The sequence below is a fragment of the Streptomyces sp. CB01635 genome, assembly GCF_002803065.1.
GTDB lineage: Bacteria > Actinomycetota > Actinomycetes > Streptomycetales > Streptomycetaceae > Streptomyces.
Window position 1 is genome coordinate 129,876 of record NZ_NNBL01000016.1, and the last position, 16,379, is coordinate 146,254.

Genomic DNA, 16,379 nt, shown 5'->3' on the forward strand with positions numbered 1-16,379 from the left:
GGATCAGGCCATCGTCGACTCGCCACCCCGACAAGCGAGTTGGCGCCCTGGCCGACCACAAGCCACGGTCAGATGGCGTCGCGCACAGCCCGCTCGAAACCCTCGACATGCGCACGGGCGATCTGGGCCGCCGCGTCCGCCTCACCGGCGACGATCGCGTCGATCAGCGGTCCGTGCTCCTCGACGTGGCCGGCCATGTCGGCGAGCCGGTCGATGAACAGGCACCAGATGCGCGTGGCCAGGTTGTCGTGGCGGATGAGGGTGTCTTCCAGGTACGGGTTGTGCGTGGCGGCGTAGACGGCACGGTGGACCTTGAGGTCCAGGTGCATCAGCTCGGCCGCGTTGCCCTGCCGGGGGTCCACGCCAGCCAGCTCGCGCCGTACGACCGTCAGGGCCGCACGGTCCTCGGCCGTGGCCCGCCGCGCCGCGCGGGCCGCGGCCAAGGGCTCCAACTCCAGGCGAACTTCGGAGATATGGGCCAGGTCGGTGATGTTGACGTCGGTGGCGAAGGTGCCACGCCTGGGGTACGTGGCGACGAGGCGCTCGTACTGGAGCCGCTTGAGCGCCTCGCGCACCGGGGTACGGCCGACGCCGAGGGACTGCGCGAGCTGGTCCTCGTTGATGGGCGCGCCGGGGCGGATGTCGAGCATCACGAGCTGGTCGCGGATGGCGCGGTAGGCGCGCTCGGCGAGGGACAGCTCCTCGCCACCGACTGCCGGCTCGGTCGCCACGTGCTGCACGAGGCCCCCTTGACCTGTCCCATCGAGGTCCCATACCTTACCGCACAGACTGATATATCAGTTGCTCATTAGTCGGCTCTCAGAATGGTGCGCAGATGGCAACGGACGCCCAGTCGATCACCACGACCACGACTCCCGCCTCACTCCAGGCCCTCCCGCTCAGCGAACTCGACCCGGACGTCGCCGCCGCGGTCGACGCCGAGCTGCACCGCCAGCAGTCGACGCTGGAAATGATCGCGTCGGAGAACTTCGCCCCGGCCGCCGTCATGGAGGCCCAGGGCTCGGTCCTGACCAACAAGTACGCCGAGGGCTACCCGGGGCGCCGCTACTACGGCGGCTGTGAACACGTGGACGTCATCGAGCAGCTGGCCATCGACCGGGTCAAGGACCTGTTCGGCGCCGAGGCCGCGAACGTGCAGCCGCACTCGGGTGCCCAGGCCAACGCCGCCGCGATGTTCGCTCTCCTCAGCCCGGGCGACACGATCCTCGGCCTCGACCTGGCGCACGGCGGTCATCTGACCCACGGCATGCGCATCAACTTCTCCGGCAAGCTCTACAACGTCGTGCCGTACCACGTAGGCGAGTCCGACCTGCGCATCGACATGGACGAGGTCGAGCGGCTCGCGCGCGAGCACCGGCCCAAGCTGATCGTCGCCGGCTGGTCGGCCTACCCCCGCCGCCTCGACTTCGCCGCATTCCGGCGCATCGCCGACGAGGTGGGCGCCTACCTCATGGTGGACATGGCGCACTTCGCCGGGCTCGTCGCGGCCGGACTGCACCCAAGTCCCGTTCCGTACGCGGATGTTGTCACGACCACGACTCATAAGACTCTCGGCGGCCCGCGCGGCGGGGTGATCCTCAGCCGAGCCGGTCTCGCCAAGAGGATCAACTCGGCGGTCTTCCCCGGGCAGCAGGGCGGACCCCTCGAGCACGTCATCGCGGCGAAGGCGGTGGCCTTCAAGGTGGCGGCGAGCGAGGAGTTCAAGGAGCGCCAGCAGCGCACCCTGGACGGCGCCCGCATCCTGGCCGGGCGCCTGCTCAGCGACGATGTGGCCGAGGCCGGGATCACCGTGCTCACCGGCGGCACCGAGGTCCACCTGGTCCTCGTCGACCTGCGTAACTCCGCGCTCGACGGACAGCAGGCCGAGGACCGCCTGCACCGAGTCGGCATCACCGTGAACCGCAACGCGGTGCCGTTCGACCCGCGCCCGCCGATGGTCTCGTCCGGCCTGCGCATCGGCACGCCGGCGCTGGCCACGCGCGGCTTCGGCGCCGAGGAGTTCCGTGAGGTCGCCGACATCATCGCGGGGGCGCTCAAGCCCGAGCACCTCGGCGAGGAGCAGGCGGGCCTGCTGCGCGACCGGGTCGAGAAGCTCGCCCACGCTTTTCCCCTATACCCGCACCTGCCCCGCCTGCCCCGCCTGAACGGAGACGCGGCATGACCGCCCAGCCGCAGCCGACGCTGCCGGAACACCCGGACTTCCTCTGGCGCAATCCCGAGCCGCGCTCCTCGTACGACGTCGTCATCGTCGGCGCGGGCGGCCACGGCCTCGCCACCGCCTACTACCTCGCGAAGGAACACGGCATCACCAATGTCGCGGTCCTGGAGAAGGGCTGGCTGGCCGGCGGCAACATGGCCCGCAACACCACCATCATCCGTTCCAACTACCTGTGGGACGAGAGCGCGGCGATCTACGAGCACGCGCTCAAGCTGTGGGAAGGGCTCCCGGAGGAGCTGGACTACGACTTCCTGTTCAGCCAGCGCGGAGTTCTCAACCTCGCGCACACCCTCCAGGACGTCCGCGAGGGCATGCGCCGCGCCAACGCCAACCGACTCAACGGAGTCGACGCCGAATGGCTCGACCCGGACCAGGTCGCCGAGGTCTGCCCCATCCTCAATGTCTCGCCGGACACCCGGTACCCGGTGCTCGGCGGCACCTTCCAGCCCCGCGCGGGAATCGCCAAGCACGACCACGTGGCCTGGGCGCTCGCCCGCCGCGCCGACGAGATGGGCGTCGACCTGATCCAGGGCTGCGAGGTCACCGGCTTCGTCAAGGACGGTGAGAAGGTCGTGGGTGTCGAGACCAACCTCGGCCGCATCAACGCCGGCCGGGTCGGACTCGCCGCCGCCGGGCACAGCAGCGTGCTCGCCGAGCGGGCCGGAATCCGCCTCCCCGTCCAGTCCCACCCCCTCCAGGCGCTCGTCTCCGAGCTGCACGAGCCGGTCCACCCCACCGTCGTCATGTCCAACCACGTCCACGTCTACGTCTCCCAGGCGCACAAGGGCGAACTCGTGATGGGCGCGGGCGTCGACTCGTACAACGGCTACGGACAGCGCGGTTCCTTCCACGTGATCGAGGAGCAGATGGCCGCGGCCGTCGAACTGTTCCCGATCTTCGCGCGGGCGCATGTGCTGCGGACCTGGGGCGGCATCGTCGACGTCACCCCGGACGCCTCGCCGATCATCAGCGCCACTCCCGTGGAGAACCTCTTCGTCAACTGCGGCTGGGGCACGGGTGGTTTCAAGGCCACGCCGGCCGCCGGCTGGACCTTCGCGCACACCATCGCAACGGGTGAGGCGCACCCGCTGAACGCCCCCTTCGCCCTGGACCGCTTCACGACGGGCGCACTGATCGACGAACACGGCGCCGCGGCCGTGGCCCACTGAGAGGACGCTGCTGCGATGCTGCTGATCAACTGCCCATGGTGCGGTCCCCACAACGAGAGCGAATACCACTACGGGGGCCAGGCCCACGTTCCGTACCCCGAGAACCCCGCCGACCTCGACGACGGGCAGTGGGCCGAGTACGTCTTCTACCGCGACAACCCGAAGGGCCCCTTCGCCGAGCGGTGGATGCACAGCCACGGCTGCCGCCGCTGGTTCAACGCCCTGCGCGACACCGTGAGTTACGAGGTGCTCGCCACCTACCGGCTCGACGAGCCGCGCCCCGAACCCCACGTCACCGACCCGGCCGGAGAGCAGCGATGACCGACCAGCAGTTCCGGCTCGGCGACGCAGGCCGCGTCGACCGCACCACCCTCCTCCACTTCACCCTCGACGGACGGGAGTTGACCGGCCGCCCGGGCGACACCCTCGCCTCCGCCATGCTGGCGAACGGCATCGTGGAAGCCGCCCCGTCGCTCTACCTCGGCCGTCCCCGCGGCATTGTCTCGGCGGGTGTCGAGGAGCCCAACGCCCTGGTCCAGCTCGGCGGTTCATGTTCGGAGGGCATGCTCCCCGCTACGACGGTGGAGTTGTACGACGGCCTGTCCGCGACGACGCTGTCCGGGATGGGGCGGCTCGACCCGACCCCCGACCCCGCCGTCTATGACAAGAAGTACGTCCACACCGACGTCCTGGTGGTCGGCGCGGGCCCGGCCGGGCTCTCGGCCGCCGCTGCCGCCGCCGAATCCGGCGCGAGGGTGATCCTGGTGGACGACCAGCCCGAGCTCGGTGGTGCGCTGCTGTCCGGACGCACTCAACCGGAGTGGGTTGCCGAGGTCCGCGCGGCGCTCGATGCCGCGCCCGAGGTCACCGTCCTGTCGCGCACCACCGCGTTCGGGTCGTACGACGACAACTACGTCCTCGCCCTGGAGCGGCGCACCGACCACCTCGGCGCAGACGCCCCCGACCCGTCCTCGGGCGTCTCGCGCCAGCGGCTGTGGCACATCCGCGTCCGCCAGGTCGTCCTGGCGACCGGCGCGCACGAGCGCCCGCTGATCTTCGCCGGCAACGACCGTCCCGGCGTGATGCTGGCCGCGTCCGTACGCACGTACATCAACCGGTACGGCGTGACTCCGGGCAGGCGAGCCGTGGTCGGCACCACCAACGACAGCGCGTACGACACGGTCGCCGATCTGCACGCGGCCGGGATCGACGTCGCCGCCGTCGTGGACGCGCGCCCCGAACTGTCACAGCGGGCCGCCGAGATCGCGGCGACTACCGGCGTTCGGGTACTCACGGGCAGCGCGGTGGTCGACACCGCGGGCGAGTCCCGGCTCACCGGCGTCACCGTCCAGGCTCTCGATGCCGATGGCCAACTCGTCGGCAAAGCCGAAGAGTTCGACTGCGACCTGCTCGCCGTCTCGGGCGGCTGGAGCCCTGTGGTCCACCTGCACAGCCAGCGCCAGGGAAAGCTGCGCTGGGACGACGACCTGGTCGCGTTCGTACCCGACGGCACGGTTCGGCACCAGCAGATCGTCGGCTCGGCGCAGGGGACGCACGGCCTCGACGGGGCGCTGGCCGAAGGAGCACGGGCCGGTGCGCTGGCCGCGACCGAGGCAGGGTTCCCCGTCCCGGTACCCGCGGCGCCGTCCGAGGACGCGCGCCCCGACGTCCGCGCCCTGTGGCTGGTGCCGTCCCCCGCCGGCGAACCCGGCACCTGGGACACCCACTTCGTCGACCTCCAGCGCGACGTCACCGCCGCCGACGTCTGGCGGTCCACCGGCGCCGGCATGCGCGGTGTCGAGCACGTCAAGCGCTACACCTCCCTCGGCACCGCGAACGACCAGGGCAAGACGTCCGGCGTCAACGCGATCGGCGTGATCGCCGAAGCCCTCGGCGCGGGCGCGTCACCCGGCGAGATCGGCACCACCGCCTATCGGGCGCCGTACACCCCGGTGGCCTTCGCGGCCCTGGCCGGGCGTGAGCGCGGGGACCTTTTCGACCCGGAGCGCACCACGTCCATCCACGGCTGGCACGTCGCCCACGGCGCCGAGTTCGAGGACGTCGGGCAGTGGAAGCGGCCCTGGTACTACCCCCGGCCCGGCGAGGACATGGACGCGGCCGTCGCCCGCGAGTGCCGCGCGGCCCGTGAGGGTGTGGCGTTCATGGACGCCACCACCCTCGGCAAGATCGAGATCTGGGGCGCGGACGCGGGCGAGTTCCTCAACCGCGTCTACACCAACGCCTTCAAGAAGCTCAAGCCCGGCATGGCCCGCTACGGCGTGATGTGCAAGCCGGACGGCATGATCTTCGACGACGGCGTGACGCTGCGCCTCGACGAGAACCGCTACTTCATGACCACCACGACCGGTGGCGCCGCCGGGGTCCTGGACTGGCTGGAGGAGTGGCTGCAGACCGAGTGGCCCGAACTCGACGTCCACTGCACCTCGGTGACCGAACAGTGGGCGACGGTCGCCGTCGTCGGCCCGAAGTCACGTGACGTCATCGCGAAACTGGCTCCCGAACTCGACGTCTCCGCCGGGGCGTTCCCCTTCATGGCCTTCCGCGAGACGACCCTGGCCTCCGGCATCGCGGCCCGTGTCTGCCGGATCTCCTTCTCCGGCGAGCTCGCCTTCGAGATCAACGTCTCCGCGTGGTACGGCCGGAGCGTCTGGGAGCAGGTGCACGAGGCCGGACAGCCGTACGACATCACCCCGTACGGCACCGAGACGATGCACGTCCTGCGCGCCGAGAAGGGGTTCATCATCGTCGGCCAGGACACCGACGGCACCGTCACCCCGCAGGACGCGAACATGGACTGGGTGGTCTCCAAGCGCAAGGACTTCATCGGGAACCGGTCCTACTCCCGCGCCGACACCACGCGCGCCGACCGCAAGCAGCTGGTCGGCCTGCTGCCCACCGACCGTACGACGCGGCTGCCCGAAGGATCCCAACTCATCGCGCAGGACACGCCGTTGACCCCCGGGGCCGGGCCGGTGCCCATGCTCGGCCACGTCACCTCCAGCTACCACAGTGCCGCCCTCGGCCGCCCCTTCGCCCTGGCCCTCGTCGCCGGCGGGCGGGCCAGGATCGGCTCGACCCTGCTCGCCCCGGTGGGCGACGACCTGGTGCCCGTCGAGGTCACCGACTCCGTCCTCTACGACCCCGAAGGGACCAAGCGCGATGGCTGAGCCCACGAACGAGGCGCGCACAGGCCTGTCGGCACTGCGCGTGAGCCCCCTGGCGCATCTCGAGGAGCGGATGCGGGAGGCCGCCGTCACCGGGGCCCGCGGCGTCAGGCTGACCGAGTGGCCCTTCGTCAGCATGGTGAATCTGCGCGTCAACCCCGCGTCCGCGGCGGCGATCCGCGTCGAGAAGACCCTGGGGGCACCACTCCCCCGCGAGCACGGCGAGACCACCTCATCCGGCGCTCACACGGCGTTCTGGCTCGGTCCTGACGAGTGGCTCGTGCTGTCCCAGACCGAAGAGGGCGTTGCGGCCGCCGAGTTGAGGGAGGCACTCGCTGCGGATCCGGGCTCCGTCGTCGACGTCTCGGCGAACCGCACCACCCTCGAACTGAGTGGCCCGGCCGCCCGGCAGGTGCTGGAGAAGGGCTGCCCGCTGGACCTGCATCCTCGGGTCTTCGGTCCGGGCCGGGCGGTGCCGACCACGGTGGGGCCGATCGCGGTCCTGCTCTGGCAGGTCGACGACGCGCCGACGTACCGGCTGCTGCCGCGGTCGTCGTTCGCCGACTACCTGGCGCGCTGGCTCATCGACGCGATGAGCGAATACCGCGGCCCCGAGCTGCCTTGACCGCGCTGGGCGCATCGGCCCGCACTCGGTCCGCATCGGCCCCTCCTCTCGCACGGTGGGGCGGATGCGGGCGGCCCGGCGCTTCGTCAGTGGCCGGGCCGGTCACCCCACGTACACGGACAGCCTCGCCAAGGTCATCACGACGTTGTGCGACACCGGCCGGGACATGAAGGCCACATGCCAGGAGGCCGCCCGCGGCTGCCTCGCCGTCAACGTCACCGAATGCGGACACCATGACTGATTCCCCGGCTTCCGCCGCGTCCCCCGTCCCCGCTTCCCCCGCCCCCTCGCCGACCGGCCCCGCCACGGCGCCGGTCGAGCACGTCCTCACTCTCGACTGCCCCGAGGCGCCCGGCATCGTCCACGCCGTCTCGCGGTTCCTCGTCGAGCACGGCAGCGACATCATCGACAACCAGCAGTTCGGCGACCGCCGGGACGGCCACTTCTTCATGCGGGTGCACTTCGCCGCCACCGGCGGCGAGAACACCACGCAGGCCATGCGCGACGATTTCGCCGCCGTGGCCGCCTCCTTCGCCATGCGGTGGCACATCGAACCGGTCAGCACCCGGCGGCGCGTGCTGATCATGGTGTCCCGCTACGACCACTGCCTCAACGACCTGCTCTTCCGCACTCGCAGCGGTGACCTGCCCATCGACGTGGTCGCGGTCGTCTCCAACCACCGCGACCACGAGGCACTCGTCGCCTGGCACGGCGTCCCGTTCTTCCACGTGCCGGTGACCGCCTCGACGAAGCCCGAAGCCGAGGCCCAACTCCTCGAGCTCATCGACTCGTTCGACGTCGACCTCGTCGTGCTCGCGCGCTACATGCAGGTGCTCTCCGACGGCCTGTGCGCTCAGCTGCCCGGCCGGCTGATCAACATCCACCACTCGTTCCTGCCGAGCTTCAAGGGCGCCAAGCCCTACCACCAGGCCCATGACCGCGGCGTCAAACTCGTCGGCGCGACGGCCCACTACGTCACCGCCGACCTCGACGAAGGCCCGATCATCGCCCAGGAGGTCATCAGCGCCGACCACAGCCACACCCCCGAGGACCTGGCCGCCATCGGCCGCGACGCGGAATCGGCAGCCCTGGCGCGGGCCGTCCGCTGGCACTGCGAAGGCCGCGTCTTCGTCCAGGGAAGGCGCACGGTGGTGCTCCGCTGAAGGGCGGACACTGCCTTGGGTCTCACGGCCTTCTGGCGGTCCGCTGTCTCCATGTCGGTTCCCAGACCTCGGGGTCCGGGGTCTGCGCTCGGGTCGCCTCCAGGTGGGCGCGGAACGCATCGAGCGCCGGATGCCGATTGTCGCCGCGCCAGATCAGGGACATCGGGTAGACCGGCGTCGGGTTCCGCACCGGAATGCGCCGCAGGTCATAACTGTCGGGCCAGAGATAGCGCGATCCTTCGCCCACGAGGGTCGCGAGGTCGGCGGAGTCGGCGATCTCGTCCAGCAGCGCCTCGTTCCCGAAAACGGGCCCGACGACATCGATCGTGAGCCCGAATGCGGCGGCGAACTCGTCGTAGTAGTCGGCCCACTCGGTGCCGGGTGCCATGCCGGGCATCCAGATGCGGTGTCCGGCGAGCTGTGCGGGCGTGACGCTGTCGGCATCGGCCAGCGGATGGGAGGGCCCGACGAGAAGCTCGTGCGGGTCGTCGATCACTCGGGTGGTCCTGATCGAGGCCGGCAGGTGATGCTCGGCGACGGTGATCGCGTGGAACGTGGCATCGATCGTCCCGGCTTCGACGGCGGCGATCGCGGTGTCGACGTCGGCGTTCAGGGTCACGACGTCGAGCTCGATGTCAGGACGCGTGCGATAGAAGTCCTGGAGAAGCACCGCCGGAGCGATCCGCCGGTTGATCACGTCGACGCGCAGGGCGCGCCGGCCGGGGCGCACGGAGGCATCGGCCCGGTCCTCCGCCCGGAGGAGTTCACGGGCGTGGGGCAGGAACGCCTGGCCGTCGATGGTGAGCTCGGCGCCACGTGGTGTGCGGGTGAACAGCCGTACTCCCAGGTCCTTTTCCAGCACGGCGATGCGCTTGGAGACGGCTTGCTGGGTGATCGACAGGGCTGCGGCGGCTTCCTGGAACTGGCCGGCGTCCGCGGCCGCGACAAAGGTGCGCACAGCATTGAGATCCACTCACTCACTCTATTCACACCGCGCCCGGGTGGTCGTCACGGGCCGGAGGCCGGTGCGCTGCCGTGCCCACGGCCACGGCGTTCGCGGCAACGATCACGGCGATGGCCGTCCACGATGCCGGGTCGAGGTGCTGGCCGAGTATCACCAGGCCCACCAGCGCAGCGCACACCGGGTTGACGCTCATGAAGATCCCGAAGGAGTGGGCGGGGACGCGCCGCAGCGCGAGCAGATCGGCGAGGAAGGGCACCGCGGAGGACAGCACACCGGCTGCCGGCGCGCACAGGAGTGCGGCTGCGGTCGGCCGGTGCAGGCACAGGACGGTGATGCCGACCGGCACGTAGAGCGCGCCGGAGACGAGTGCGGCGGCCGCAGAACCCTCGATCCCGGGCAGGCGCTGCCCCACGGTGCGGTTGAGCAGGATGTAGCAGCCCCAGCACACGGCGGCCAGCAGGGCCAGGGCGATGCCGAGGTAGTCGGTGCTGGGCCGGGGCCGGGTGAGGACCAGTACTGCCGTGCAGGCGACGAGAGCGCAGGCCAGGTCGACGCGACGGCGGGAGCCCGCGAGGGCGACGGTGAGCGGCCCGAGGAACTCGAGGGTGACCGCCAGACCGAGCCCGATCCGGTCGATCGCCATGTACAGCGTCAGGTTCATGGTCGCGAACACCATGGCCAGTCCCACCACCGGCCGCCACTGTGCGGCGGTGAATTTACGCAGGTTCGGCCGCCCGGCGCTCAACAGCACCCCGGCGGCCACCCATTGGCGCACGGCGACCACACCCACCGGTCCCAGGACCGGGAAGGCGAGTGCGGCGACGGACGCTCCGAGCTGGTTGGACAGGCCACTGCCCACCATCAGGGCCACCCCGGACCAGCGAGGTGAGGCGACCTGTGGTGCGGTGGACACGGTCGGCTCCGCGCGAACATCGGTTTCCATGACGCGACCATCCGCCTCACGGGCCCATACGCAAAATGCATCCGACGCCCTACCTATACGCTGGACGTATGGATGGTTCTCCGGATCTGGAGTTGCGGCACCTGCGTTGCCTGGTCGCGATCGTCGACACCGGCAGCTTCACCGACGCCGCGATCGAGCTGGGTGTCTCCCAGGCGTCCGTCTCCCGCACCCTGCTGACCTTGGAGCGGATCCTCGGCGTACGACTGCTGCACCGCACCAGCCGTACGGTCGCCCCCACCACCGCCGGCGTGGAGGTCCTGGCCCGCGCCCGGCACATGCTCGCCGAGGCCGACGAGCTGGTCCGCCAGGCCACCACCGGTCACACGCGCCTGCGCATCGGCCACGCCTGGTCCGCGATGGGGCGGCACACCGCCGAGTTCCAGCGCCGCTGGCGCGACCGCTACCCCGACGTCGAACTCCACCTGATCCGTCACAACACCCCCACCGGCGGACTCGCCGAGGGCCTGTGCGACTTGGCCGTCATCAGGACCGCCATCGACACCCGGCGCTACGCTCACGCCCTGGTCGGGCACGAGCGCCGCTACGTCGCCCTCGCCTCCGACGACCCGTGGGCCAGGCGCCGCGGCATCCGCCTGTCGGAGATCCGCGAGCGCACCCTCGTGGTGGACCGCCGCACCGGCACCACCACCCTGGACCTGTGGCCCGAAGGGGCCCGTCCCCACGTGGAGTACATCCAGGACGTCGACGACTGGCTCGCCGCCATCGCCACCGGCCGCTGCGTCGGCGTCACTCCGCAGTCCACGGCCACGCAGTACCGTCGCGACGGCATCGCCTATCGCCTGCTGCGCGACACCGAGCCCGTCCCCGTACACCTGATCTGGCCCCAACAGAGCCCGCATCCCGCCACCCACGCCGCGGTCGCCCTGCTGGCCGACCTCTATCGAGAGGACGCAGGAAGCCCAAAGGTGTGAAGGGATCAGCGGTGAGACCTGCCGAGCAGCCACAACAGGTAGGGCGCACCGACCAGCGCGGTCAGTGCTCCCACCGGAAGCTCGAGCGGTACGAGGATCAGGCGGGCGGCGAGGTCGGCTGCCGTCAGGGTGACGGCGCCCGTCAACGCCGAGCACACAAGCGGGAGTTGGGGCGTGCGGGTCAAAAGGCGGGCGAGCTGCGGCGCCGTCAGGGCGACGAAGCCGATGGGACCCGCGGCGCCGGTCGCGCTCGCCGCGAGGACCACGCCGATGACGGTCAGGCCGAGCTGCGCCCGGCGCACCCGAAAGCCGAGCGCGGCCGCCGTGTCGGGGCCGAGTCCGAGGGGGCGAAGGGCGCGGCTCGCCCACACGAGGGCGGGCAGGCTGAGCAGGAGGACGAGCCCGAGCGGTCCGGCCTGGTCCCAGCCGCGCCCGTTGAGACTGCCGGTCAGCCATAGTTTGACGATCTCGGCCTGCTCCAACTCGCTGTCGGTGAGATAGAGCTGGACTACGGCGGAGAGCGCGACCCCGACGCCGACTCCCGTCAGCACGAAGCGGCTCGACCTCATCCCGCCGCGCCGAGCGACCGCCCACACGAGGGCGGCGGCCGCGATTCCGCCCGCGACGGAGACGGCAGGCAGCGCGCCCGGGGACGAGATGACCCCCGTCGCGAGCGCGAGGACCGTGGCGGCGGCAGCCCCGTGACCGACCCCGATGACATCGGGCGAGGCCAGCGGATTACGGGTCACCGACTGCACCAGCGCCCCGGCGGCCCCGAGCGCAAGCCCCACGAGGACCCCGAGCACGATCCGCGGCACGCGCAGTTCCCGTACGACGAGGGCGTCGGGCCCCTGACCACCGCGGAGGAGGTGGAGCACTTCCGCCGGGGACACCCAGCCCTGCCCGGCGCAGGCGGCGAGGACCATGACCACCGCAAGCAGGAGACACAGACCTGCGGCAACGACAGCGGAACGGCGGTGCCAGAGAAGGGAGTTGCCGCGTGCCCGCAGGACGTGCAGCCCTGCGGACCGGGGATAGGAGGACTGCGGTCCGCAGGTCCGTGACTGCGCTGTCCGCGCGTCTTCGGCCCAGGTCGACGTTCCCATGCTCACTCTTCCCCCACCGTCCGGCGGCCCCGGACGAGCCAGATCAGGACCGGCACTCCGACGAGCGCCGTCATGACCCCGGCCGGCACCTCCCCCGGAGGCCGCACCACGCGCCCGGCCACATCGGCGCCGACCAGCAGACAGGCGCCGAGCAGGGCCGACAGCGGAAGGGTCCAGCGATGGCCGCCTCCCACCAGGCGCCGGGCCAGGTGCGGGACGGCGAGGCCGACGAAGGCGATGGGGCCGGACGCGGCGACCGCTGCGGCCGTCAGGAGCGTCGCGCCCAGCGCCGCCGCGATCCGGATGCGGTGGACGCGGTGCCCGAGCGCGCGCGCCGTTTCGTCCCCGAGCGCGAGCCCGTCGAGTCCACGCGCGGAGCACAGGACGAGCAGTGCCCCCGCGCCCAGGAACGGCAGCATCTGCACGATCGTGCCCGCGTCCCGCCCGTCGATCGCGCCGACCTGCCAGAACCGGAACTGGTCGAGCGTCGCCGAACTCGACGTCAGCGCTACCGTCGTACCGCCTGCGATCATCGCGGAGAACGCCGTTCCGGCGAGCGCCAGCTTGACGGGGCTCGCCCCGCCCCGGCCGCGCGAGGCGATCACGTACACGAGGAACGCCGCGACGACCGCGCCGCCGAACGCCCACCACACGTATCCGGAGAAGCCGTCCGCCCGCCCGGTCGCGAGCGCCAGCACCACACCGGCCGCCGCCCCTTGGCTGAGTCCGAGGATGCCGGGATCGGCGAGCGGGTTGCGCGTCACCGCCTGCAGCGCCGCCCCCGCGAGGCCGAGCCCGGCGCCCGCCGCGAGACCGATGCCCGTGCGCGGCACCCGAAGGGAACGTACGACAAGGGCGTCGGGACCGTTCGCCCCGTGCACCAGCGCGTCGACGACGGTGCTCAGTGGTACGGGGCGTGAGCCGACGGCCAGGCTGAGCGCGACGACGGCGAAGGTGACGGTGAGCGCGACGACGGGCCAGGCCAGGCGTCGTACAGCGGGGGCGGAACCGAGCATGGGCACGTCTCAGCCGAGGTGCTCGGTGAGCTCGTCGAGGACCAGCCGCGCGGCGGTGGGCCCGGCGTTCAGGTACCAGGGGTCGTCGTCGACCTGTACGGCGTGCCTCGCCTTGACGCCCTGCATCGACTTCCACAGCGGCCCGGCGAGCACGTTCGCCGCGTCGGTCTTGGCGGCCTTGCCCTGCACCGAGTAGAAGATCCAGTCCCCGTCCGCGGTGTCGATGCGCTCGGCGCCGATGTCCTGCGAAATAGCCCTGAACTGCTGCGCCTTGGGGCGGGTGAGCCCCATGTCGACGGCGATGGAACCGGTGAACGACGACACCCCGAACATCCGCGTACGTCCCGGCGAGAACCGCACCATGGACACCTCGGCACCCTTGGCCCCGGCCCCCTGACGCTTTGTGTCGGCAGCGAAGCCGTCGAGCAGCTGCTGCGCCTTCTCCTGCTTGCCGACGGCGGCGCCCACGAGCAGCAGGTCGCTCTTCCAGTTGATCCCCTGCCCCTTGGTGACGACGGTGGGCGCGATGGCGGAGAGCTTCGGGTACAGGTCTCCGAGCGAGGAGTTGACCAGGATCAGATCCGGCTTCGCGCGGGCCAGGGACTCCAGGTTGGGCGCGGTCCGCGTTCCCGCGTCGGTCATGGCGCCGAGCTTCTCCCTGTCCTGCGGGAAGGCGTCGGCGAGGTAGTCGGGTACGAGTCCCGCGTTGTCGGCGCGCGTGGAGGCGACCGGCACGGTCCCGAGGGTGAGCAGGTCGTCGAGCTGCCCGGTCGACAGTACGGCGATCCGCTTCGGGGCGTGCTTCAGGTCGGCCTTGCCCTTGTAGTGGCCGACGGTGCGCGGAAAGGCGCCGTCCTTCGCGTCGCTCGCCATTCCGGCGGGCACGGCGCTCGGCGCGGCGGTGGGACCCTTCCCGTCCGCGGCACCGGCGACGGTATTGCGGCCCGTGCCACCCTTGTCCGCCGCCTTGCCCTCGCCTCCCGACGACGAGCAACCCGCCAGGAGCCCTCCGACAACCGCCGCGGCCAGCACGACCTTCACACCACCAGCGCGCACGACGGCACACCTCCAGCTCTCCCCGTAAGTAATTAGGCAAGGCTTACCTTAACCACTTGAGGGAGGAGGGATTCCATCGGGCGCTCGGCGCCAGTCGCGCGTCGGCCGGTCACGGCTCCCCTCGGACCCGCAAGGGCGCGGCGTCATTCACTGTCACCGCGGACCACGTCGGTGCCGGCACCACGACGACGGCCGCCCGCGCCGGTGCGCCCCGGGTGGCGGTCCCCGAGATCGTGGACCAGCCGCACCGGCCGCCCCCGTACTGGCTCAACGGAGCCCGCCGGAGGTCCACCTGAGGCGCATCGCAACGCGCACGTCACGCAGGCAGTCGCTCCAGCAGCCCCGCGAAATCGGTCCCCGGCGGCAGCGTCCCGAAGGCGAGTCCGCGGTCCCCGGCGAGCCGCGACGCGCAGAACGCGTCCGCCACGGCGGCCGGCGCGTGCCGGACCAGGAGCGAACCCTGCAGCACGAGGGCCGCGCGTTCGATGACGCGGCGGGCCCGCAGCGGCGCGTCCTCGGTCAGGACCAGCTCGCCCTGCAGCTCCTGCCAGGCCGTGTCGAGTCGCCGGTCACCGCCGGCCGCCGCCTCGATCTCCGTACGGAACGCCTCCAGGGACTCGGGCTCACGGGCCAACGCCCGCAGCATGTCCAGGGCGTTGACGTTGCCGGAGCCCTCCCAGATGCCGTTGAGCGGGGCATCGCGGTACAGCCGCGGCATGCCTGACGTCTCGTCATATCCGTTGCCGCCGAGGCATTCCAGGGCCTCGGCCACCGCTACGGGCTGCCGCTTGCACACCCAGTACTTGCCGACCGCCGTCGCCAGGCGCAGGAAGGCACGCTCCCCCTCGTCGCCGCGCTGGGCGCGGTCGGCGGCGCCGGCCAGGCGCAGCGCGAGCGTGGTGGCGGCCTCGGACTCCACCGCGAGGTCGGCCAGTACGTTGCGCATCAGCGGCTGGTCGATGAGCTTGGCGCCGAACACCGAGCGGTGGCGGGCGTGGTGGGCGGCCTGGGCCAGTGCGGCGCGGGTGCCGGCGGCGGAGCCGAGGACGCAGTCGAGCCGCGTCATGGTCACCATGTCGATGATGGTGCGGACGCCCTTGCCCTCGGCCCCGACGAGCCAGGCCACGGTGTCGTCGAACTCGGGCTCGCTCGACGCGTTGGAGCGGTTGCCGAGCTTGTCCTTGAGACGCTGGATACGGAAGGTGTTGCGGCTGCCGTCGGGCAGGACGCGCGGGACCAGGAAGCAGGACAGGCCGCCGGGCGCCTGGGCGAGCACAAGGAACAGGTCGTTCATCGGGGCGCTGGTGAACCACTTGTGACCGCGCAACCGCCAGGTCCCGTCGGCCTGTTCGGTGGCGGAGGTGGTGTTTGCGCGCACATCGGTGCCACCCTGCTTCTCCGTCATCCCCATGCCGGCGAGCAGGCCCCGCTTCTCGCCCGGGGTGTGCAGACCGGGTTCGTAGACACGGCTGGTGAGCAGGGGCTCGTAAATCTTGGCCAGGTCGGGGGCGTGGCGCAGGGCGGGGACAACGGCGTACGTCATGGAGACGGGGCAGCCGTGCCCGGCCTCGGTGCTGCTCCACACCATGAAGGCCGCGGCCCGCGCCACATGCGCGCCGGGCCGTTCGTCCGCCCAGGCACTGCCGGCCAGCCCCTCGCCCACCGCCACGTCCATCAGGGCGTGGTACGAGGGGTGGAAGTCGACTTCGTCGATGCGGTTGCCGTAGCGGTCGTGGGTGCGCAGCACCGGCTCGTAGCGGTTGGCCTCGTCGGCCCAGCGCTGCACCTCCTCGCTGCCCGCGCGACGGCCGATCCGGTGGAGGTCGTCGAGCGACCACTCGGCGCCCTCGCGGCGCACGCCCTCGAGGAGGACCGGGTCGTCGGCGACGTCGTGGCCGGTCAACGGCGGTGCCTGGTTGGTCACTTCGTGCGTCACGGCGGTGGGGTTGCTGGGCATGGG

Annotated in this window: 16 protein-coding genes; 9 read left to right on the forward strand and 7 right to left on the reverse strand. The window is 71.4% G+C overall.

The features are described from left to right. Positions 1–68: 68 nt before the first annotated feature. A complete protein-coding gene (locus CG723_RS30825; protein ID WP_100596796.1) occupies positions 69–740 on the reverse strand; it encodes a GntR family transcriptional regulator in 672 nt (223 codons plus the stop codon). 95 nt (positions 741–835) lie between these two features. Here CG723_RS30825 and glyA point away from each other — a divergent pair, with 95 nt between their 5' ends. From glyA to purU, 7 genes are all read left to right on the forward strand, one after another. Beyond that, positions 836–2,182 (forward strand): serine hydroxymethyltransferase, encoded by a 1,347-nt coding sequence (gene glyA, locus CG723_RS30830; RefSeq protein WP_199841952.1) that lies wholly within the window; start codon positions 836–838, stop codon positions 2,180–2,182. Further along, entirely contained in the window at positions 2,179–3,408 is a 1,230-nt protein-coding gene (locus CG723_RS30835; RefSeq protein WP_100596797.1) for a sarcosine oxidase subunit beta family protein, read from the forward strand. The genes glyA and CG723_RS30835 overlap by 4 nt, the downstream gene beginning before the upstream one ends. A gap of 15 nt (positions 3,409–3,423) precedes the next feature. Continuing rightward, positions 3,424–3,729, forward strand: coding sequence for a sarcosine oxidase subunit delta (locus tag CG723_RS30840; protein WP_100596798.1), 306 nt, complete (start codon positions 3,424–3,426; stop codon positions 3,727–3,729). Further along, complete coding sequence (locus CG723_RS30845; RefSeq protein WP_100596799.1) at positions 3,726–6,596, forward strand: sarcosine oxidase subunit alpha family protein; 2,871 nt, start codon at positions 3,726–3,728, stop codon at positions 6,594–6,596. The genes CG723_RS30840 and CG723_RS30845 overlap by 4 nt, the downstream gene beginning before the upstream one ends. Then, positions 6,589–7,218 carry a sarcosine oxidase subunit gamma gene (locus tag CG723_RS30850; RefSeq protein WP_100596800.1) on the forward strand — a complete coding sequence of 210 codons (630 nt, stop codon included), beginning with the start codon at positions 6,589–6,591 and terminating at the stop codon, positions 7,216–7,218. Before CG723_RS30845 ends, CG723_RS30850 begins: the two co-directional genes overlap by 8 nt. Positions 7,219–7,282: 64 nt before the next feature. Beyond that, positions 7,283–7,459 carry a hypothetical protein gene (locus CG723_RS46490; protein ID WP_159032585.1) on the forward strand — a complete coding sequence of 59 codons (177 nt, stop codon included), beginning with the start codon at positions 7,283–7,285 and terminating at the stop codon, positions 7,457–7,459. After that, on the forward strand, positions 7,452–8,381 hold the full coding sequence (purU, locus tag CG723_RS30855) for a formyltetrahydrofolate deformylase (protein ID WP_100596801.1): 930 nt from the start codon (positions 7,452–7,454) through the stop codon (positions 8,379–8,381). The genes CG723_RS46490 and purU overlap by 8 nt, the downstream gene beginning before the upstream one ends. A 22-nt stretch (positions 8,382–8,403) precedes the next feature. Here the strand turns inward: purU and CG723_RS30860 are convergent, their stop codons facing one another. Next, complete coding sequence (locus CG723_RS30860) at positions 8,404–9,354, reverse strand: LysR family transcriptional regulator (RefSeq protein WP_100596802.1); 951 nt, start codon at positions 9,352–9,354, stop codon at positions 8,404–8,406. Between the two features lie 13 nt (positions 9,355–9,367). Then, positions 9,368–10,207 carry an EamA family transporter gene (locus CG723_RS30865; protein ID WP_442802607.1) on the reverse strand — a complete coding sequence of 280 codons (840 nt, stop codon included), beginning with the start codon at positions 10,205–10,207 and terminating at the stop codon, positions 9,368–9,370. Between the two features lie 149 nt (positions 10,208–10,356). Between CG723_RS30865 and CG723_RS30870 the strand changes: the two genes are divergently transcribed. Continuing rightward, a complete protein-coding gene (locus tag CG723_RS30870; protein WP_234374606.1) occupies positions 10,357–11,241 on the forward strand; it encodes a LysR family transcriptional regulator in 885 nt (294 codons plus the stop codon). A gap of 5 nt (positions 11,242–11,246) precedes the next feature. Here the strand turns inward: CG723_RS30870 and CG723_RS30875 are convergent, their stop codons facing one another. From CG723_RS30875 to CG723_RS30885, 3 genes are read right to left on the reverse strand one after another with little or no spacing between them, the layout of a single operon-like run. Beyond that, positions 11,247–12,347, reverse strand: coding sequence for a FecCD family ABC transporter permease (locus CG723_RS30875; RefSeq protein ID WP_100596805.1), 1,101 nt, complete (start codon positions 12,345–12,347; stop codon positions 11,247–11,249). A gap of 2 nt (positions 12,348–12,349) precedes the next feature. After that, on the reverse strand, positions 12,350–13,363 hold the full coding sequence (locus CG723_RS30880) for a FecCD family ABC transporter permease (RefSeq protein WP_100596806.1): 1,014 nt from the start codon (positions 13,361–13,363) through the stop codon (positions 12,350–12,352). A 9-nt stretch (positions 13,364–13,372) separates the two neighbouring features. Further along, on the reverse strand, positions 13,373–14,419 hold the full coding sequence (locus CG723_RS30885) for an iron-siderophore ABC transporter substrate-binding protein (RefSeq protein WP_100596807.1): 1,047 nt from the start codon (positions 14,417–14,419) through the stop codon (positions 13,373–13,375). Positions 14,420–14,475: 56 nt separating this feature from the next. Here CG723_RS30885 and CG723_RS30890 point away from each other — a divergent pair, with 56 nt between their 5' ends. After that, positions 14,476–14,715 carry a hypothetical protein gene (locus CG723_RS30890; protein ID WP_100596808.1) on the forward strand — a complete coding sequence of 80 codons (240 nt, stop codon included), beginning with the start codon at positions 14,476–14,478 and terminating at the stop codon, positions 14,713–14,715. A gap of 20 nt (positions 14,716–14,735) precedes the next feature. On the opposite strand, the gene CG723_RS30895 is transcribed toward CG723_RS30890, so the two are convergent. Beyond that, positions 14,736–16,376: an acyl-CoA dehydrogenase family protein gene (locus CG723_RS30895; RefSeq protein WP_100596809.1), complete on the reverse strand. Its 1,641-nt coding sequence runs from the start codon at positions 16,374–16,376 to the stop codon at positions 14,736–14,738. Positions 16,377–16,379: the final 3 nt, after the last annotated feature.